At 60.3% G+C, this 18,858-nt stretch carries 16 protein-coding genes; 7 read left to right on the forward strand and 9 right to left on the reverse strand.

The features are described 5' to 3' along the window. Window positions 1-3: 3 nt before the first annotated feature. Window positions 4-1,056 (reverse strand): ABC transporter substrate-binding protein, encoded by a 1,053-nt coding sequence (locus NKI85_RS14565; protein WP_352525562.1) that lies wholly within the window; start codon window positions 1,054-1,056, stop codon window positions 4-6. 241 nt (window positions 1,057-1,297) lie between these two features. Between NKI85_RS14565 and NKI85_RS14570 the strand changes: the two genes are divergently transcribed. Continuing rightward, a complete protein-coding gene (locus NKI85_RS14570) occupies window positions 1,298-2,098 on the forward strand; it encodes an IclR family transcriptional regulator (protein WP_352776861.1) in 801 nt (266 codons plus the stop codon). 510 nt (window positions 2,099-2,608) lie between these two features. On the opposite strand, the gene NKI85_RS14575 is transcribed toward NKI85_RS14570, so the two are convergent. Together NKI85_RS14575 and NKI85_RS14580 are read right to left on the reverse strand one after the other, a co-directional pair. After that, window positions 2,609-2,995 (reverse strand): type II toxin-antitoxin system VapC family toxin, encoded by a 387-nt coding sequence (locus NKI85_RS14575; protein WP_352525559.1) that lies wholly within the window; start codon window positions 2,993-2,995, stop codon window positions 2,609-2,611. Continuing rightward, the gene (locus NKI85_RS14580) at window positions 2,992-3,237 is read right to left on the reverse strand and encodes a type II toxin-antitoxin system Phd/YefM family antitoxin (RefSeq protein WP_352525556.1); all 246 of its coding nucleotides are present in this window, start codon (window positions 3,235-3,237) and stop codon (window positions 2,992-2,994) included. Before NKI85_RS14580 ends, NKI85_RS14575 begins: the two co-directional genes overlap by 4 nt. 629 nt (window positions 3,238-3,866) lie before the next feature. Here NKI85_RS14580 and NKI85_RS14585 point away from each other — a divergent pair. Genes NKI85_RS14585 through NKI85_RS14595 form a run of 3 tightly spaced genes read left to right on the forward strand, consistent with a single transcriptional unit; the run spans window position 3,867 to window position 5,802 of the window. Further along, the gene (locus NKI85_RS14585; RefSeq protein ID WP_352525555.1) at window positions 3,867-4,505 is read left to right on the forward strand and encodes a hypothetical protein; all 639 of its coding nucleotides are present in this window, start codon (window positions 3,867-3,869) and stop codon (window positions 4,503-4,505) included. Then, window positions 4,502-4,897, forward strand: coding sequence for a phage holin family protein (locus NKI85_RS14590; protein WP_352525554.1), 396 nt, complete (start codon window positions 4,502-4,504; stop codon window positions 4,895-4,897). The genes NKI85_RS14585 and NKI85_RS14590 overlap by 4 nt, the downstream gene beginning before the upstream one ends. Continuing rightward, window positions 4,894-5,802, forward strand: coding sequence for a hypothetical protein (locus tag NKI85_RS14595; RefSeq protein WP_352776862.1), 909 nt, complete (start codon window positions 4,894-4,896; stop codon window positions 5,800-5,802). The genes NKI85_RS14590 and NKI85_RS14595 overlap by 4 nt, the downstream gene beginning before the upstream one ends. A gap of 340 nt (window positions 5,803-6,142) precedes the next feature. Here the strand turns inward: NKI85_RS14595 and NKI85_RS14600 are convergent, their stop codons facing one another. The 5 genes from NKI85_RS14600 to NKI85_RS14620 all read right to left on the reverse strand — a co-directional run bounded on the left by NKI85_RS14600 (window position 6,143) and on the right by NKI85_RS14620 (window position 14,437). Further along, window positions 6,143-6,394 (reverse strand): YMGG-like glycine zipper-containing protein, encoded by a 252-nt coding sequence (locus tag NKI85_RS14600; protein WP_352776863.1) that lies wholly within the window; start codon window positions 6,392-6,394, stop codon window positions 6,143-6,145. A 635-nt stretch (window positions 6,395-7,029) separates the two neighbouring features. Continuing rightward, on the reverse strand, window positions 7,030-8,472 hold the full coding sequence (locus NKI85_RS14605) for a hypothetical protein (RefSeq protein ID WP_352776864.1): 1,443 nt from the start codon (window positions 8,470-8,472) through the stop codon (window positions 7,030-7,032). Window positions 8,473-8,481: 9 nt separating this feature from the next. Further along, complete coding sequence (locus NKI85_RS14610; RefSeq protein ID WP_352776865.1) at window positions 8,482-10,248, reverse strand: hypothetical protein; 1,767 nt, start codon at window positions 10,246-10,248, stop codon at window positions 8,482-8,484. A gap of 329 nt (window positions 10,249-10,577) precedes the next feature. Beyond that, the gene (locus NKI85_RS14615) at window positions 10,578-11,033 is read right to left on the reverse strand and encodes a hypothetical protein (protein ID WP_352525549.1); all 456 of its coding nucleotides are present in this window, start codon (window positions 11,031-11,033) and stop codon (window positions 10,578-10,580) included. A 470-nt stretch (window positions 11,034-11,503) separates the two neighbouring features. Next, on the reverse strand, window positions 11,504-14,437 hold the full coding sequence (locus NKI85_RS14620) for an AfsR/SARP family transcriptional regulator (RefSeq protein ID WP_352776866.1): 2,934 nt from the start codon (window positions 14,435-14,437) through the stop codon (window positions 11,504-11,506). Between the two features lie 376 nt (window positions 14,438-14,813). Here NKI85_RS14620 and NKI85_RS14625 point away from each other — a divergent pair, with 376 nt between their 5' ends. The 3 genes from NKI85_RS14625 (at window position 14,814) to NKI85_RS14635 (ending at window position 17,810) form a co-directional block, all read left to right on the forward strand. After that, window positions 14,814-15,308 carry a hypothetical protein gene (locus tag NKI85_RS14625; protein WP_352525546.1) on the forward strand — a complete coding sequence of 165 codons (495 nt, stop codon included), beginning with the start codon at window positions 14,814-14,816 and terminating at the stop codon, window positions 15,306-15,308. Window positions 15,309-15,446: 138 nt separating this feature from the next. Further along, window positions 15,447-15,779, forward strand: a complete 333-nt coding sequence (locus NKI85_RS14630) for a hypothetical protein (RefSeq protein ID WP_352525544.1) — start codon at window positions 15,447-15,449, stop codon at window positions 15,777-15,779. 462 nt (window positions 15,780-16,241) lie between these two features. Then, a complete protein-coding gene (locus tag NKI85_RS14635) occupies window positions 16,242-17,810 on the forward strand; it encodes a hypothetical protein (RefSeq protein WP_352776867.1) in 1,569 nt (522 codons plus the stop codon). Window positions 17,811-18,034: 224 nt separating this feature from the next. On the opposite strand, the gene NKI85_RS14640 is transcribed toward NKI85_RS14635, so the two are convergent. Then, window positions 18,035-18,856: an IclR family transcriptional regulator gene (locus NKI85_RS14640; protein ID WP_352525541.1), complete on the reverse strand. Its 822-nt coding sequence runs from the start codon at window positions 18,854-18,856 to the stop codon at window positions 18,035-18,037. Between the last annotated feature and the right edge of the window lie 2 nt (window positions 18,857-18,858).

The raw sequence follows: 18,858 nt of genomic DNA on the forward strand, positions 1-18,858 counted from the left end.
GGCTTATTTCTGGGCCAGCAGCTTCTTGAATAGATCCTCATCGTACGGCGAATAGATGTAACCGTCAGCCGGGAAATCCTTCGCCCGGGCGAGGTATTCGTCGATGTTGGAATTGTCGATCACCGGCAGCGGGATCTTGACGAAAGCCGGCACATCCTCGCCCTCCAGTGCATGGACGGCGGTGTAGGTGGCGAAGGCGCCGAGCCAGTTCGGCTGCATCGTCGCCCAGCTCTTCAGGCCCTTTTCCTTCCACAGTTCGAGAAACTGGCGCGCATTCTCGCCGGTGATCGGCACCTGGTCGCGGCCCTGCTTGTCGAGCGCGAGCACGGCGCCCGCCGACAACGCGCCGCCCAGCGACAGGATGCCGTCGATTTCGGGGTTGGCGAAAAGCAGGCTGGTGACGGCCTCCTGGGCGGGCGCGACATTGTAGGGCGTGTTCGTCTCGGCAAGCACCTTCACATCGGGATGGGCCTTAAGCTCGGCATCGGCGCCTTTGCGCCGGTCGTCGCTGACCGAAACGCCGGCTGGGCCATTGAGGATGAGGATCTTGCCCTTGCCGCCGATGGCGTCGATCAGGAACTTGGCCGCCTGATCGCCCCACTGTGAGGAATCGGTGTTGACCTTGGCGGTCACCTGGTCGGTATCGACGAGGCTGTCGAAGTTGATGATGGCGATGCCCTTGGCGCAGGCGTCCGCCAGCACGCGCGCCGGCGCGGTCGACGAACCAGCGATCAAGATGATGGCATCGACATCGGAATCGATCATCGACTGGATCTGCTGAATCTGGACGTTGGCGTCACCCTGGGCATCGGTCACGACGAGCTTGTCGACCAAGCCTTGCTTCTTCAAAGTCTCGACTTCGGCTTCGATCGTGCCCTGTGTCTGCTTCATCCAGGTCGGCACTGAATAGATATTGGCCCAGCCGATCGTATATGGCGCTTTGCGATCGCCCTTGATGCATTTAGCGGCGGCGTTGGCCTGCGAACCGGCGCCGAGGCTAAGGAGAAGACCGAGGCAAAGGGCACTGGCGGACGCGAAAAACGATGATTTCGTCATGATTGTTCCCTTCTGAAGTTATGCCTGGACGTGCGGGGTCGGGACGAGAAAACCCGCCGGTTGCCGCTTCCCGGAAACCGCCTGTTTTCTCGTCAGGACTTTCTGCGCCTGGCTCGTTATTGCCCGATATTTCAGACAATAAGCCTGTATATCGGACAAATGGGATGCTAGACTGAGCCTTGACATCTTTCAAGCGTCTTGAGACGAGGGCCGAAATGATTTTTGCGCGGGTGCGGCCTACATGAGCGATGGCGTCACTGGTCTAATTGAAACGCAAGCCGGCGCCGAGCCGCGCAATGGCGAACGGCGTCGCGGGATCGACCGCGTCATCATGCTACTCGAGGCCCTTCTGCGGCACCGAGCGCCGATGCGCGTCGGCGATATCGCCAAGATGATCGGCGCGCCGCGTTCAACCACTTATGAAATCGTCAACAGCCTGCTGGAAGCCGAAATGCTCCAGAACGTCGGAACGGAAGGCTATGTCTATTTCGGAAAGGCGATGCATCTGTTCGGCTGGGCCTACTCACATCATAATGCCCATTACCGGCGCATCATCGAAACCTTGGACAGACTAGCCGCGGAGACGGGCGAGACCGTCCAACTGTGCGGCCTGCGGGGGAACAAATATGTCGTCCTTGATTGCCGGGACTCGCCTGGCCCGTTCCGGATTTCAAGCGATGTCGGAGTCGAGGTGCCGATCCCGTGGACGGCGTCCGGAAGGCTGCTGCTCGGCCATATGAGCGAGCAGGAAATACGGGACTTCATTCCGCCTGGCGACTACACGCTTCCCGACGGCCGCGTCATTGCGCCAGCTGAGTTCTTCGGCGATGTCGCTCTTGCGCGCCAGCAAGGTTTCAGCGAGACGGCTGCTCTGGCCGACCGCTTCACGTGGTGCATGGCCGCGCCCATCCGCGACGGCAACGGGGCCATCAACAAGACTCTTTGCTTCGTGTTGCCCGTCGACACGCCGGAAGCGCGGCGCAGCGAATTGCTTGCCCTGCTATGCGAGCGCGCCACTGGGTTGTCGTTGGCGGGAAGCTAGTAAAAAATCGGCGCGCGAAGGTCCAGGATAGGCTCCGTTCGTTCACCAAGCCAAGGCTCAGCTACGCTGTTGCGGCGGCGGACCCGATTCCCGTCTAGGCCGGCACCTATCTCCCGCCCTCCTCCCTCTCCCGATGGGTGCCGGCTATCTTCAGCGCGAGGCGGATTGCGCTTGTGTAGCCTACAGGCCCAGGGTCAGAGACAACTGGACAACAGGCGTGTCTTGCTCACGGACATCAATCGCTACGGGGTGTTGCTCCAGCCTTTGCACCTGATCTTTCGCTAAATTCGAGCAAGGCTCGAACCTGTACGGTTTTCACACTCCTCATGGTGAACCCACCGCCGGCGTGCGGGCCTTCGAATGTCGGCGCATCGACGATCTTGCTTTCGAGATAGCCGTCGTTGCTGCGGCAAGGCCCTTCTGACCCGCCGGGTAACTCCAGCAGCCGACCGCAGGCGACGGCACGATCAATCCGTATCGCCCCGCGCGCGCTCTGAGGGCGCAGGTTCGTTAAAGACTGCGGATAGGCGCGGGATACTGCGCGACCAGATCGTCGACGGTCAGCAATGTAATGCCCTCCACGATCGATTGAGCAATCAGAATCCGATCGAAGGGGTCCTTGTGGATGGGTGGAAGCCCCTCCACGGCAATGGCATGCTCGCCGGTGATGGGCAGCTCATGATAGCCATTGTCGATCAGGCCCCGACGTAAAAGCCGCGCATCGACCGTAAAGTCAGCGCGGCCCAGACCGCGTTTGATCGCAATCTCCCACAGACTTGCGGCGCTGAACATCAGGTCGTTGTCGCGATTCTCGATCTGCGTGAGAGCGGCAGGCGGGAGCTTGTCGGGCTCGCCCGCCGCCCAGAGCAGAAGATGGGTATCGAGCAGAAGTTTCATGCGTCGCCGCCGAACAGCTTCTCGATTTCCTCACCGGCCATGTGATCAAAATCGTCCGGAACAGAAAACTGCCCGGCCATAAACCCGACGCGACGCGTTTCGCCGGCCGCAGGAGCGTCTATCGCAATGACCTTCACCATCGGCTTGCCGGATTTCGCGATGATGAAAGATTCGCCTTTGGCCGCCCTGTCGATAAGGCGTGACAGATGCGTCTTGGCCTCGTGGATATTGACGGTGTGCATTGCAGGCCCTATGACTTAGTCTATCCAACTTAGTCTATTCGTGCCTGACCTTCAAGTGGGCTCCGTAAGAAGTGCGTCCTGGCCCGTCCCTTCGAGGAGCAGCCGGTGATGGCACACTACGCCGATCCACCACCATCGCACGAGCGTGTGCACCAGACCTTCTGCGGCACGTGAGAGATTAATGTCGTAGCCGACGGCGCGGTAGCGTCTTTCCTGGCTGGGATGAACGATGCTTTCTCGCAGCCGGAGAATGGGGTCATCGGTGCCTCGGTTTGTGCACGCCTTGTTTCCGAAGGACCTGAGGTGCTGATGATCGCGCGGCCTGCGATCGACTGGTGAAGAAAAGCCGTGGCAGCTGCCACGGCTTGCCGATCACGGCCCTCGCAGAGGCATTGCGGACGGCGCGAGAAAACGTCTTTCGTGACGCCGTTTCGCAGGGGCGAAGCAGGCCTCAGAACGGTCAGGCAGCGCTTACCAAAAAAGATTCGCCGGAAGGGAACTCAGGAAGCCCAGGCAAGTTCTGTGCGAAGTGGAGGAGATTGCGCCATGAACAGTGTCATTTATCTCATCGGCCTTGTCGTCGTCGTGCTTGCGATCCTCTCCTTCCTCGGATTCCACTAGGAGACACCATGCAGCACCAAAACGATCAGGGCCGTCAGACGGCCGATTTCGAGACAGCCAAAAGCGAGCTTTCGGAAAGATTACAACGAGAAAAGCAGACCGCGACCGAGGCGCTACATGACGCTCGCGACGAGGTCACTCGGAAAGCCAGCGATTACGCTTCGGAAGCCAAGCAAGCATTGTTCGACAAGGCAGAGGGAACACAACGCGACGTGAGCGCCAACTTGAAGGCCTTTAGCGGTGCATTGCGCGCGGCAAGCGAGCATCTGGCCAATAATGATCAACGGACCGCTTCAAAGTTCGCCCTCGATGCCGCAGGCGGGCTTGAGCGGCTTTCATCCTCATTAAAGGATAAGCCGTTCGATGAGGTGCTCGGCGAAATCCAGTCCTTCGGCCGTGAAAACTCCGGGGCGCTGATCGCTGGCTCGGTATTGGCTGGCTTGGCGTTAGGACGGTTCATCAAGAGCTCGCCGCCATCTGCTTCGACCGGGACTCCGGATCAGTCGGGAGCAGGCCGGGCGTCCGAGACGGATTCGAGCTCGAATGAGTTCGGACGGCGATCGGCAGAGCCAGTTGAGCCTACGTTATCCCGCTCAGATCAGTCCGGCGATGACTGGGCCGATGCAAGTCTGGAGCAAAACCCATGACCGACAATCAGGACACTCGCAGCCTGACAACCCTTGTCGGCGATCTGGCACAGCAGGTTACAACGCTGCTTCAAACCGAAAGCAGGCTGTTGCGGGCTGAAATGTCGGAAAAGGTGAGCAAGGCCGGCGCCGGCGCGGTGGAGGTGATAGGAGGCGCCATTTGCCTGCTCGCCGCCCTGATGGTGCTTTTGCAGGCGCTGGTGATTGCCTTGGCGAGCGCCGGACTGGGAGCCGGATGGTCTTCGCTGCTGGTCGGCGTCGTGGTGGCGATACTGGGAGTCATACTCTTGCGCTCCGGCAAAGCAAGCATGGCTCCCTCCGAACTGACGCCCGACCGCACACAAGACCAACTCAAGCGCGACGCACGCGTGATCAAGGAACAGATAAGATGACCGACAAATCCGCAGCCGAGCTGGAACGCGATGCCGATATTGCCCGCGCCAAAGTGGCAGATACCGCAGACTCGATCCGCAGCAAGATGACACCGGGTCAGCTGATCGACGAATTCACCGGGATGTTCAGCGGTGAGGGATCCGCTATGCTCACCAACCTCAAGGCGCAGGTCAGGGACAATCCGCTGCCGCTTACCTTGGTCGGCGCCGGCCTGGCCTGGCTGATGCTCGGCAAGGGCACGTCCGTGGACAGTTCAGCACTAGGTGTCTATCAGACCCGCAGAGGACCTGACCCCGCCGGGGATTTCTCTGACCGGCGCAGCTTGGGCGGCGAGGGATGGCAGGGCTCGAGCGGCGACGAATACGGTGCCGAGAGCGAAGGTTCCGGAATCGGCACCACGCTCTCCGATGCCGCTGGTTCGGTTGCTTCCGTTGCAGGCGGCGCCACTAAAGCTGTGGCAGACCTTGCGGGTAACGCCAGAGAAGGAGTGAGAAGCACGGCAGGACAGCTCGGCTCAGCCGCCAGCGATGTGACCGCACGGGCGCGTCAGTCGGCGCAGGACCTGTTCCAGCGCGAACCTCTGGCGATAGCCGCGGTGGGCCTTGCGGTGGGCACCGCCATCGGCGTGATGCTGCCTCACACCGCCACGGAAGACGAGCAACTTGGCGCCTACCGTGACAAGCTTCGTGACAGTGCCGAGGACGTCTTCGAGAAGGGCCTGGAGCAGGCCAAGCAGGTCGCCGCCGAAGCCTATGAGACCGCAAAAGAAGAGGCTGACCGACACGGCACCAGCGGCGATGCCGAGACGTTGGTCGACCGCGTCGGGGAAGTCGTAAAATCGACGGCAAGCAAAACCGAGGAAGCCATTCGCGATCGTTTGCCGGAGTCGGACGAGTCCCCCTGAACTGCACAATAGCGCCGGGGTCGGTCGTTGGCGGTGAGCCCGCTGCGATCTATGCCTCAACCGGTGTCCTTGCAGCAGATAGCGGAATTGCAACGACATCTAGACCGTTTGCCCTGACGCGGCCGGGATGCATCCTGTTGGCCGTATAGAGCACGCGCCGGTAGTGGTTGTTTCTTCGGTGAGTTCTTCGATGGCGCTCACAAAAACCCTTCATGACGATTTCCTCCTCCACGTGTTGTTGGGCTGACCGCCGGTCTGCTTTTGTTGATTGCGTTCGCGGGCGGGTCAGGCGTCGTTCACGCCCTGCGAGCGTCACGGCGGGGCAAGACACGAAACGCGATCACCTGCATCGCGCCTCGAAGACTCGCCCGTTCCGATCCCGGTATCGACAGTATCCGCGGCGGTCGGCCGCCGCTCCGATCAACGTACCGGCGACGGCCCCGATTGCACCGCCAACGACCGCATTTCGCACGTCGTTCCCGCCAGCTGCTGTTCCGAGCGCGGCACCGCCAACACCACCGATTACAGCGCCTTTTTCCGCGTTGGTGCAGCCCGCAGAGCTGAGACGTCGCGCAGAGCCCTGTTCCCACAACGTGCCGAGTTGTTGAACGCAAGCACTTTAACTCCCCCGACGCGCGAAGAAATTAGCTGAAAATCCAGGGGCTGGGCTCTGCGTCTCTTTGTGAATGGCAAACAGCTCAGTGTCCCATCAGATACGCCGATGGTTTTCGAGTAGCTCGCCACGCTTTGATCTTGACGTTCACTCGAAGCGGAGTATGAAATCTAAGCGAACCGCGAAGGCCCTACTCTGATCGCGGTTGGAACTACCCGTTTCGTTCAGTTGCGGCAGCGAAGCCGGAACGGCCGATCTGATGGTTGTGGGAAAGGCGACAGCGCGCTCTCGCGACCACCTTTCCCCACTGTCCTTCGACGCCGTAAGGAACGGCATTCTCGTCAGGAGTACGGTGAGAGGCCCAGCGATTTCGACTTCAATTCCGCCGGCCCTCGATGGATCTCGAAACGCAGTAACGGTTTCGATCAAGTCACGCATCGCCTCGGAATCGCCAGCTGCAATGCCTTTGGCAAGCCCTGTTTGAAGTTGGTCTAGTTGTTGCTCGCAGCGTGCCAGCACCGCAGAGTGCAGCGCAATGACATCGGTCGCCTAGGGCACGTCGTCCCGGCTCGGCCACAACGCATTTGCCCTCTTCATTGAGCGTCGTGGATTGCTTAGACAACGGGACGTTCCGATTCCGCTGGATCATCCATCGGCGGGAGCGGCGGCAATGGAAAACAAAGCTCGCCTATTACCTGAACGCCCACGCCAAGCACACTCATCTGTTCGAGGTCGGACGTGCTGGATGTAGAGCTGGTTGGCGCCTGCATCAGGAAGGGACCCAGAAACGAGACGGCGTTTTGCATCGTCGTGCGGGCTTCGGCGGTCCACGAGCCGCTGAATTCCACGTTTCGAACCAGAAGCAGGCCCTGAGGCAGGCAATGCGCATAGGCGTCGTCGGTCGAAGCCTTGATCATGTCGCCGCGCTTCATTCCCGGTACGTACCAATCCTCCTCGTCGATGAGGTCGGGATGCCACCATCTCGTGCCGGCGATCCGCCGGCTGATGGTGAGCATGCAGTACTCGAAATGCACATGCAGTTCACTGTCCGAGGTAGTTACCTCCGTTACGACGGGGTTTCTAATGAGATCGTGAAGCTGGATTGTGGCCAATCGGTTCACGAGCGACGTGTCCAACTGCATTTGCGTGTTTGAAGCATTTGGCTGCTCTCTGGGCGGCGAGACTTGATCTGCCTGGGCTGTGAGGTGTCGCCGGGCAGCGCGAATTCGACTGAATCTTGGCAGGTTGGCGGCCAGCGCCCGGGCGTGGAGCGGGGAAGCGGTGAGACCATCCAGATGGTTCGCGCTGAACTGGCTCAGATTGACCGCGGTGCCTGCTGCATCCTGGATACCGAGAAACTCGACCGGCTGGGTAGCGTAGTCCGTGAGATGTGGCTGCGTGCGCAGCTTTCTGACCGCCTCAACCCTTGGCACGATAGCTAATTCGGCGGCAAATGCCTTGCGCCGTTCGACCGCCTCGGAAACTGCGGTGAGGTTCGAAACCCCTTCTTTTGTCAACACTCGCATCTTCCATAAGAGGGGGTTTGCCTTAATCGCGCCGGGTGTCTCGGTCGTGGTTGCGGCAGTGCGGGATATCCTTTGATCGAAGACATGCCAGGCCGTGCAGCTGGGCTCGGCGAAATCTGTCGGCTCGCAGCTGAATGGCAGCGCATCGGGATTGTCCCCGATATCTTTTCGTGCCTCGGCAACCATCGCGGCGATGCGCGCATAGGAAGGAGCGTCCACCGGAACCCCCGGTTGCGCCCATGGGATCATCGCCAAATAGGCAGACTTGGCGGTAAGACTGCCGACAGACGAGGCGGAAACGGAGGAGGCATCGGACCGTTTCAGCCATAGCGGGTAGTCGTACTGGTCTTCCAGCCACTCCGACAGCCGCAGCGGATTGGTCACGCCATTTTGGACGATGCCATCGGCTAGCGCCTGCCCCGGATGAATGGCAAGCGCCAACGACGGGTCATTGTTGGGGTTGTAGGTCGCGATTAACGTGTCCACCACTTGCTGGCCAAGGATCGCGAGCTGATCGCTGTTCGTGCTCACAGGGACACCTCAGCCTTGCGGAGTAGCGGCCGCGTCGGCCGGTGTCACAGGCGCCCCGGCATTGGCGGCTGTCGCAGGGTTGGCCACGACTCCGGCGTTGAGTGCAGGGTCGTCCTTGCGCGGCGCGGCCGGCTGTATCTGGCCTACCCAGCCCACGATCTGCGAACCGAAAATTTCAAGCGTTCCACCGTGTTCATTGCTGCTGAAGGAAAATCCCTGAGATGCATCGTGCTGGTTGCTGAATGCGCCGCTGCTGTCCGAATTGGAATGTTGGACCGATCCGCCGATACCGCACCAACCAACCTTGCCGCCATAGGAGGTGGAACTGCTTTCAGTGTGTCCGCTGGCGCTGTCGACGGCGCTCTGGAATGCGCTGCCCATGCTGCCCCAGGAATTAGCGGTAATCTTCACGTTTCGAACAATCAGAAAACCCTTCGGGATCATCGGGAGCAGCTTGGGCACGTCGCCGATCTGACCTTCGATGGTCCCGTCGCTGATCGCATTCTTCTTCTGACCGGCGAGATACCAGCCGTCCATGTGGAAAAGATCGCCAAGCAGCCATGGCCGTTCGATGCTGGCCATGAACCACTCGAACGTGACAGTTGCCGAAGAGCTGCTGTCCTGATGCGACTGCCAGGAGGACTGGTCGGCATTCCGCCCGTCGTTATGGCTGGTCTCGCTATGTGATGCATTGGCGGAGGCGCCGAAACCCAGAACGCTGTAGCCGACGCTCCCCGATGTTGATGACGACTCGTTGTTGTAAAAACTGTGTCCGAAGCTGTGTTGGCCGCCGCCACCGCTCGCCTGGTACTGTTTCGATGTGGCGGTGATTTTCATCACCCCGAAGTCATGGTTGGTGTGATCCCACCAGGAGACCGGATCGATATACGACCAGGGCACCTTGATTGCCACGGCGCCACCGAGACCAACGCTATACTCGTCGTACATCTTGCGGGCCTTGGCAATCAGGGCGGCCGCGGCGCTGCCGCCGACGGACTGAAGGGTTGCAATCGCGTCGTCGATCTGTTGCCCGCCCATATCCTTGAAGTCGTTATAGGCTTGGTCGACGGCGTTCTGGTATCTGGCGCTGGTGACCGGCCATGCCTGTCCCTGGATAGGATCGGACATGGCTTGGGAGTAAGCGAGCGCGAACTCGCTGCGCGCATCTGCCAGCACCTTCTGGTTGTGCCTGTAGGCGGTGTGGCGCGGCGTGTAGCCGGTAAAATTGCCGTCGGCATCCATCAGATACAATGTCTTCTGGGCATCGGCGATGCGCTTCTTGATATCGGTCGAGGGCTCAGGGATCGGTTCCGCCTGCATGCCGGCCAGGGCTGTGAAATACTCGATACTGACGGTGCGCTGAGGCCACGACACCGCAACCCCCTTGTTGGTGACCATCAACATGTCATCAACCCGCTGAGCCGTGTTGAAGGCGCTGCTGATCGCCAATTGCAGCCTGGGATCTGGTGCCGGCATTGCGGCCAGCTGACCGGCCGGCGTCTCGGGCGTTCCGGCCGAAGGGGGAGCGGGTGGTGCTGAGAAGGCGCCCGTGGTGGAAACCGCGCCGTAGGCGCTGCCGCCGGCCGGCGTCCAGGGATTGGCATACATCTTCGGGTCGATCGGCTGGCCGACTGGAAGGTGCATGTAGACTGCCGAGCCAGACGGCGTGCCGTCGGGATTCACAAGCTGGGCCGCAACGGCGGTGTGTATCTGGTTCAGCGCGTCAAGCAGTGCTTGCGTGATGCCGCCGGTGACCTGAAGATCGTTACCAGGCATGAGAACTCTCCTTGTTTGGTTTGTTGCGGCGCTGGACCATGGATCGTCACGCGGACGGGGAAAAAGACCAACGTCAGGTTGCGGATGTGCAAAGCCCGCGCTCCGTCGATCCGAGAGCCCAGGCCCAAGAGCAAGTTACGTCTCGTTCGGACATCGGCCGATCAGACAATCACCAGGTCAGGAATGTCCTTGCCGGGCCCAGCCGCCTCCTTGGCTGCCGAGCATCTCCCAGCCGAAGTTTGCTGCTGTCCCTTCCGGGCACGTGTCGCTAGGGCGATGGCTTCCTGCGGACCTGTGCCTGTGACAAAACCCGTGAGTGTCTGGGCCGGTTAGGCATCGACGAGATAGTCGTGGTACAGCGAGTGGATGCTCCGGCCATTGTCGCGGGCCTGCAGAATTCTCTCCCATAGTCCGAGATGAACCTCGCCGGGAGCGCCTTGGTGGACCACTCCGTTGAGGAACCGGATATGCCGGCGAATGTTGTCGTCGAAAGAGAGGCCTGCCGTGCGAACGTCATCATCGCCAAGCTCCTCGTCGAAGCTTCCGCCCTGCAGCTCGTCCCTGACATGACCGGACACCGCTGACAGGAAGACTTCGAAGGTGACGCCTTCCGGCAGCCCGCCTGCGGTCTGCTGGACGTTGTAGAAGTCTCTGCTGATGTAGTCGTCCTGATTGTTCTCGTCGAGAACGTGGTTCATGATCTGCCAGGTTCGGTCACCAGCTTCGTCGGCCGAACCCTCGAAAAGATTTAATATCCGGTATGCTCTATCCTGCCATGTAGACATGTTTTTGATCCTCATCGGGCTGCTTGCATGCGCGGTTTCGCGAGCGGGGTAGCCTCTCGAGGGGCCGGACGAAGCGGTTGTTTGGTTTCGACGGATTGAGTTTCTCTGACCGCAGCTTACGGATGGCTTACAGATCGAAATTTTTGGATTCATTGGCTCAGGAAGAAAACACAAGCGAGTGGATTGCATCGAAAGCTCGATTCCGCCGGTCTATCTTGCTCGCCCGCTCACAGCGCGAGTAGTCCTGCACCCTGCTGGGTAGAGTCCAGCGTTACGCAGGAACGCTGCCCAAGCGCAGAGTCTATCGCTCCGGGTCTCAGTGTTTCCGATCCCGGATTGCTGGTTGGACAAAAGCCGCCCCGCGCACGATCGGCCCGGGATTGCCCGTGAAGTTATCGGGCCGTGCAAAGAAGAGGTTCGGAGCACGCTGGCAAGACACAGCTTACGGGTGGCTTCGGGTCTTTGGGCGTTCAGGATTTCAGATACGGGCGCACCAGCGTGCGGATCACGTGAGAGGATTTGTATTCCCCGTTCGCTCCAACCGCCCTCTCGTAACGCGAGAAGTCGTCTACAGCTGCGGCAGGATCACTGCTGGACAGACGTTCCCTGATGAGGGCTTGGTACACTCTTTCCGAATCCGGGTAGTACTCGAGTGCTCTCAGGTAGGCTTCTCGCGCCCGGAAACCTTCTCCGGCATTCTCCCAATGTCTTCCGACGTTGATCGCCAGGTCGATATAGCCGTCCCGAACCTTGTCGGCCACCGGTATCGCCCAAGACGGAAGAGAACCCGGCGACAGTGGCGGGCCGGGGAATCTCGCCAGAAGCTGTTCCTTTTCGGGGGCTGTCGTATCCCCTTTCCGGGAAAGACCGCGGTTGAGACGGGCTTCCCACTCGGAAAGGTCGACCCACACCTTATCCGGGGGCAGACTGATCCGCCCCTCCCTCTGGACTATGAAGTCGCCCTTGCCGAGCGCCTTGCGCAGGCGGTGAATGGCTTGCTCGCACGCCGGTTTGGCTTGATCCCCGTCAAGGTCGGGCCAAAGCCAGTCGTGAATGCTTTCGAGGGGACAGGTCTGGTCGCGCGCCAGGGCGAGAACCCGCAGGATATCGAGGGCACGCGTCGGCGATTTTGACCCGAGATCGAACTGAGTTCCGTCGAGCTCGATCCTGAAGCCGCCCAGCACAAAGATCTTCAGTGGCCATGGCCATTTGGCAGGCCGTCTCATTGGCGGGACGAGACGCCGCGTCTGAATGACCGAATGGCAGAGATCCACTTCGATTCCGCGGTCAAGTGCATCGGCCAGCAATTCGGCGAGGAGATCGGGCAGGTTGAGTAGGATTGCAGACGGGTTGACGGTCCTCAGGGCTGTCATGAACTCCGTCAGTTTCTCTTCATAACCGGCTCCGCCCCTCCATTTCGCTTCAAAACCGGCAGCGGCAAGAATGCAAATCTTCACCCGTTCCCGCGGGCCGCCGTCCAGCCGGTCGACGATATCTGCCAACAGCGAGGCGGCCTCAGCGGGCCTTCTGTCGGCGAGAAGAACCTGGAATTTGGTGACATAATGCGGCCAGCGCTCGACCATCGGCTCGTTCGCCTCTTCGATCGCGGTCATGAACGTGTCGCAATCCCTGTAGGCTTCGACGAAGCTGCCTTGCCGCGCATGCATGGCGGCTCGGCAATCGGCGACTACAGCCACCTGAGTTGTGAAGCGGCTGTCCGCGATTTTGCTGAGCCTCGTCACGAGATCTGCGAAGCCGGCGAAATCGTTACGCAGCTTGAGCAGCAGCTGGAGATGGTAGAGACCGCTGAACTCGACGCTTCTCAGGGCTTCCCTCTCGCCCATCTCGATTGCCTTGCGAAGGGCGTCTTCGGCCGAGGCATATGGAAACCCGCGCCTCGAGAATGAAAAATACCTGCCGCTGGCGGCGCCGAAAGAGACCAACCACATGCCGAGCACCCAAGGCGTCACCTTCGGGTCGTTCAATTCGGAAGCGACGCTGTCGACCGCCTGTTCGAAGATGTCCTGCCGCCCTGACCAGACCGCATGATCAACAAGGGCTTCACTGGCAAGCAATCTCAGGTCAACCGGAACTTCACCAGTCGGGTTCGACAGCTGTTGCAGGAGTTCGTCGGCCATCTTCACTCCTGCCTGTGCGGTCTCCTCGTCGGCCTCCCCGTAATCCACCGCGCGCAACATGCCGACACCAACCAGCATCCGCTCTCTCGGGACAAGATCGGGTTGCCTTCCGCGAAGGATGGCGGCTGCCCTTCGCGTCCACCCGTCCAGGCCCCCGTGCGTCCGCCAGCTGCTTGTCTTTACGAGCACGGCGCGGATCACGGTCAGCCACTGCCCCCGCAAATCGCCGTCCTTCTCGAACGCCTCCCAAGCCCGCGAGAACCATCGCTCGGCTGCGGCGTCGTCAGGAACGTGAGCGGCCCCGATCCAGTGGAGAAGCCAGCCTTCCAGTTCTTCAGCAGGAAATCTGGTGCCCCATTCGATCAAGGTAGCCCTGCGGCCTTGGGACAGCATCGCCTCGGCGTGCTCGATAACCAACTCGCGGGCAAGCGGCCAGGCTTCTGCTTGGAGAGCCATCGATACGGCAGCGTCGACCAATCCTGCGTCGCGCAGGACCCGAGCTGCCCTTTCGCGCAGACTTGCCTGCTCTTCCGGCGGCAGCCGCGCTTCGAAGAGCCTGGACAGGTAATCGCGCAGGAGGTCGTGGAACTGGAATCCTCCGCTTCCGAGGCCTGTTCGGGTAACCAACAGCTGCATTTGGAAGAGCCGCTCCAGCACCGGGCTGCCGACTCTGGGTCCGAGCAAGGCGTCGGCAAGACCGGAATTGATTTCGGGAAGCAGATTAAGCTTCAGCAGGGTGTTCTGGTCGTCGCCTGGAACGTTCTGCAGGAACAGTCTGCCGACCACCTCCTGGAAGTTTCCCTGCCCCAGAGGCATGGCGCTCATCAACTGCGGGGCACTTGATTGGTTGGCGATCATGACCAGGCCGACCGCCCACCCCCTGGCGGCGGTGACATCGATCCCCTTCTCATGGCCTGGTTCCCTAAGGCCGACGAGGCAGCGTGCTTCGTCCTCCGAGAATTCCAGTGCGGTCTGGCCGATGACCGGCAGCTTGCCTGCGAGCGCGAGTTCGGCCACGCCCCCACCAGGCAGTGTACGCGATATGCAGATGCACCGGACCGTGTTGGGCAGTTCTCGCAGCAGGACAGCCAGAACTTCGCGGAATTCTGGTGTATCGGCATGGTGAATATCGTCAAGGACGATGATCGTGTCCGGTGCCATCTGCGCCAAGTAAGCGCGGAAGAACAGACGCGCGAATGCAGCAGCATCCTCCGCATATTCGGTTCCGAAGACAGGAAGACTGAGTTCCTGCGCCCCAGGCGACATCGCCAGATAGTAGAACAGGCGGGCGATATCCTGGTCCTCGTCATCGACGCGATACCAGACATGCGGAGCCCGCTTTCCCTGGAGGTAATCGATGACCGCGGTGGTCTTCCCATATCCGCCAGGGGCAGCAATCCAGCACATGCCGGATTCCAGGCACCTGTCGACCAGTGCAGCAATACGCGGCCGCCGCGAGATTCCCGCGGGTCTTGGCATTGAAAGCTTTGCTATCGGGCCGCCGTGCACCGCCGCATCCAGATCCGCCAGGCTGCACTCTTATAGCAGATGATGGGCCGAGTGCGCGTCATTTCAGTATGTAAGCCAAACGTAAGCGCGGCTCCGTCACTGTCGGCATCGTTCCAACTCAAGGAGAAAACCCGTGCCGACCGCAACCGTTCAAACCATCTATTGTGTCCAGCCCGCCACCGGAACCGACTTCGCGGCCAACCAGGCGCTGGTCGACGCCATCATGGGCCTGACGCCGCGATTCATCCAGAACGACTTCGCCGGCAGCCTGCTGCAAGGGATCAAGTCACTGCCAAGCGTTCTTGGAGTGATCGACGCCATACGGGCCGATCCGGACAATCTGTTCATCACAACCGGGACTGAAGGCAATGTCGATGACGCTGTCTGGCCCTCTCCCGGAACCACCAGGGAAGTCAATGCGGACCAGTCGTTCGAACCCGGCCTCGTGCTGCCGTTCGAGTATAGCCAGAATCTCTCTCTTTGGGATGAAGACGGCCCTCTTAATGGCAATGATCCACTCGGCTCCGTCACCATGGAGAAGGAAGAACAAGGCTTGGGTCCAATCGCCAAAATCGCCCGCTCGGCGATCGAGGGGTCGGCCTACTACATCATTTACCGGGTCGACTGACCGCGCGACAGGCATCAGGTGATGTCCCGGTCGCCGACAACACCTCAGCGAGCAGAAAGCGGCGGGCTGTGACGACCTCGTAAGCCATTCGTAAGCTCGGGCAGGTGAGCATTCCATCTCGCACAAGTTGATGGAGCAATGACCATGCGTCCCTACTCTCTGAACATAAGCCGCATCAAATGTCATTCGACGAATGATTATACAGGCTCCGACGACCTTGTTGGAGTGATGGGTCCTGTTCGCTTCCCGATTGGATCCTTCACTCCGGGAAACGACTATAATCTCGACATCAACCAGGTCGTTCCAGCCGGTGAATTCTACCTCAATATTATCGAGACCGACCTTTCAGGCGATGACGAGATAGGGATGATCGACCTGTCCGCGATCATGGATTTCCAAACCGTGAAAAACGTGCAGGGCGCGGATGCCAGTTACGACATCACCATCCTTGTCCAATCCGTATCAGACTAGCTCTAGCATGCGCGATCCACACTCGAAGCGGGATCGCGCCTGCTCCGCTTTGGATGTCTGGTGCCTCCGGTGAGGTGGTGGCTTCTCCGCGCCAGGAACTGCTCCGAACTCAAGCTCGGCGAGCGATCCGGTTCCGATCGAGCTTCCTGACACGCATGGATCGATTCCGGTCGGAACGTTCTTTGAAGACTTGCAGAGAAGGTCATGGACATCAAAGACGTCTGGGAGTTGTTCCGGGGCGGAGCGCCCGGCCCTGTAATTTTGGTTCCGAAAGGGAACTCGACAGATGGCTTGGGATAGCGCCTCCCCACGACGCTTGAGCCTTCCTGCTAGAAATAGTGCGGAGGACGCCGCCAACTGACCCGTTAGACTGCACTCTGGCGAGCCACAATCGTGCCAGATTATACTCTGCTGAACTGGTTTATTTAAGAGTAATGCCAATGGGCGCATCAGGAGATTGAAATGCTTACTCAAGTAACCGTACCTTACTCTCCCGGCTACGACTATGGAAAAGGTGTCGATCTTGCGACGGGTAGTCCGATGGGTCATGTCGTCGATGGCGCATTTTCCGGCGTCGACGATGCAATGGGGTCCATATCTTCATTCGACATACGCCGCATTCACACCACCGCCGAACTCGAAAAGTCGCTGAGCATCAATGTCGAAGCGAGCGGCGGGTGCGGGTGCTTCTCCGCGTCAGGAAGGTTTGACTTCGCCCAAAGCTCAAGGATCCAGAGCAGTTCGCTGTTCCTGCTCATCTCCGCCAAGGTAACGCTGCCCTTTCACGGCATCGACGAACCAAAGCTGAGCGGCTCGGCGGCGGCGATATCGAGCAATCCCGAACTCTTCCAATCACGCTACGGAAACATGTTCGTGAACGGGGTAGGCCGCGGCGGGATGTTCCTAGCCGTCCTGCAGATGGATACAGCCAGTTCCGAGGAGGCCCAAGCCGTTTCGATGGAGTTGTCGGGGTCCTACGGGCTGTTTTCTGCCGACGCCAAGATGAAAATGGAGAGCATGCAGAGGCATTTCCATGAAGACGTACGCACGACCGTCTACCACGAAGGCGGCCCAATCAATCTGATCATGGGGGACGTAACGGATCCCAGCCAGATGTATGGGCTTCTCCAGCAATGGCTGAACGCGTTCCAGACCGATCCGAACGCCAATGCCGTTCCTTATTTCGTCACCCTGGCTCCAATCTCCATCGCAGATGGACCGATCCCGCCGAACGCAGCGCAGGTCCGGCAAGCTCAGGATGTTCTGGTTGAATGCGCGAAGGACCGCAGCAGCCGGCTAGACCAGATGAACCTGATGGACTTCATTACGCTCAATCCAGGCAAGTTCACCTTCACGGCACCGACAACCCTGCAGACGGTTCAGGAGGCATTCCGTGGTTTCCAAGTCGACATAGACATCATCGCGCAAGCCGCCGCCGCGGCGATCAACGATCCTAAAACAGCGTGCCTGCCGGTTGATTTCGCCGCGAAGCAGACGCCGGCCCGGCGTTTCCCGCAAGGGCTGACGCCCGATCCATTGCCGGAAGGCGCCAAGGGGCTGAAAAGCGTTTATGCGGACAAGGGAAAAATGATGGTCAGCCGCGACGCGTTGTTGAGCGAGATGCGAGAACTGGAGCCAGACGGTCCCGCCAAGACCGGGTTTGATATTGGCGTCGCGATGCCCGGCGCAGACACGCTATGGGGCCCTGGAAAGCAGCTTTTCATGGATGGCCTTGATGCTGACGAGCGCGTTGGCTGCGAGGATTCGGCGTTCTTCATTGTCGCCCGGAATGCGCAACTCGGCCTCGCGACCGTCGGCGCGAAGATCGCGGAGCAGACCTCGACGGATGCCTTTAAGGCTGCCCGCGCTGCAGAGCCGCCCGGCATGTACACTCTGGGCTTCGACATCGCCTCGGGCCTCTTCGGCGACGCGAGGCTCGGCGCGCGCGGCCACACCGCACGGGCCCCGGATCCCTGGGGATCAGGGCAGCCCTCGACCCGAGAGGTCAGCGCGGCTTCGATGCGGCGATGACGCTGTATTCGGTTGCCTGATGACGGGAGCGTCTGATCAACAGGCCAAAGAGGACATTCTCGTTTCACTGCTCAAGCCTGTGAGGCACAGAAAACCACCAGATCGTCCAGCTTGAAGATGCGAGCGCAGGCTTGATTGGAACGCCTGGAGACTCGGCGCCCGTCGTTTCGGGATGTGCAGAAGCGCACCATCCCGCGATTTTGCCAACTAGCGCCGGGCGTTCGTTATGGCCGGTCGGCTCGCCAACCGAGCCGCGACTCGATGCGGCGCGCACTGGTCTTGACCATCGTAATCAAATCCGGGTTCTTTTGCTTCAGCTTCACATCCGGGACGACGATCGAGATCGTGGCACGGCAGGCTCCTTGGTTATCGAGGATGGGAGCCGCAATGCAGGCAACTGAAAAGTCGGATTCACCAGCCTGGATCGACAGGCCCTGCTCCAGTGCTGCGGCGGCCGCGCGAGCGAGCACATCCTTGTCCGTCTCGGCGCGTCCGGTCGGAGAGGCGATCGCGGATCGGGCGAAAATTGCGCGGCGTTCGGCTTCCGGCAAATGGCCGACGAGCAGCCGGCCCGACGCAGTCCAGTTCAGCGGCGTCCGGGTCCCGACGCGAGATGTGACCTGGAAATGATCTTTGCCCTCTTCCATCGCAAGCACAACCATATGGTCACCGTCACGGCCGCATAGCTGGATCGTCTCTTTCGAACTCTGAGCCAGTTCGTGCATCTCCTGCGTTGCCACGTTGAGCAGATCCAATGTGCGAGCGTAGGTCAGGCCGTATTGATAAAGCCGCGGGCCTAACCAGAGCAGGCCGCCGTCCTTGCGGTCCAGCAGTTCCTTTTCGACCAGATCGTCGACGATGACGTAGATCGTCGACAGGGGGGCGCCGATGTCGTGTGCTATCTCATACGCCGTTGCTGGCCGACCCTGCTTTTGCAGATAATCGAGTATTTGCAGCGCACGGTCGATACCGCTGGTGCGCGAGCGGCGGGGTTCGCGTGCGCCTTCGGCAGGGTTCAGGTGCAGGTCGGGCGCTATCGTGGGCATGG

The sequence above is a fragment of the Mesorhizobium sp. M0571 genome (assembly GCF_040320985.1).
In the GTDB taxonomy this organism is placed as follows: Bacteria; Pseudomonadota; Alphaproteobacteria; order Rhizobiales; family Rhizobiaceae; genus Mesorhizobium.

Coding starts and splice junctions, on each gene's coding strand:
- NKI85_RS14610 (WP_352776865.1), bottom strand. CDS start 10,248: ATGCCTGGTAACGATCTTCAGGTCACCGGCGGCATCACGCAAGCACTG.
- NKI85_RS14635 (WP_352776867.1), top strand. CDS start 16,242: ATGCTTACTCAAGTAACCGTACCTTACTCTCCCGGCTACGACTATGGA.
- NKI85_RS14615 (WP_352525549.1), bottom strand. CDS start 11,033: ATGTCTACATGGCAGGATAGAGCATACCGGATATTAAATCTTTTCGAG.
- NKI85_RS14580 (WP_352525556.1), bottom strand. CDS start 3,237: ATGCACACCGTCAATATCCACGAGGCCAAGACGCATCTGTCACGCCTT.
- NKI85_RS14575 (WP_352525559.1), bottom strand. CDS start 2,995: ATGAAACTTCTGCTCGATACCCATCTTCTGCTCTGGGCGGCGGGCGAG.
- NKI85_RS14565 (WP_352525562.1), bottom strand. CDS start 1,056: ATGACGAAATCATCGTTTTTCGCGTCCGCCAGTGCCCTTTGCCTCGGT.
- NKI85_RS14590 (WP_352525554.1), top strand. CDS start 4,502: ATGACCGACAATCAGGACACTCGCAGCCTGACAACCCTTGTCGGCGAT.
- NKI85_RS14570 (WP_352776861.1), top strand. CDS start 1,298: ATGAGCGATGGCGTCACTGGTCTAATTGAAACGCAAGCCGGCGCCGAG.
- NKI85_RS14630 (WP_352525544.1), top strand. CDS start 15,447: ATGACCATGCGTCCCTACTCTCTGAACATAAGCCGCATCAAATGTCAT.
- NKI85_RS14595 (WP_352776862.1), top strand. CDS start 4,894: ATGACCGACAAATCCGCAGCCGAGCTGGAACGCGATGCCGATATTGCC.
- NKI85_RS14640 (WP_352525541.1), bottom strand. CDS start 18,856: ATGCCCACGATAGCGCCCGACCTGCACCTGAACCCTGCCGAAGGCGCA.
- NKI85_RS14620 (WP_352776866.1), bottom strand. CDS start 14,437: ATGTCGCCTGGGGCGCAGGAACTCAGTCTTCCTGTCTTCGGAACCGAA.
- NKI85_RS14585 (WP_352525555.1), top strand. CDS start 3,867: ATGCAGCACCAAAACGATCAGGGCCGTCAGACGGCCGATTTCGAGACA.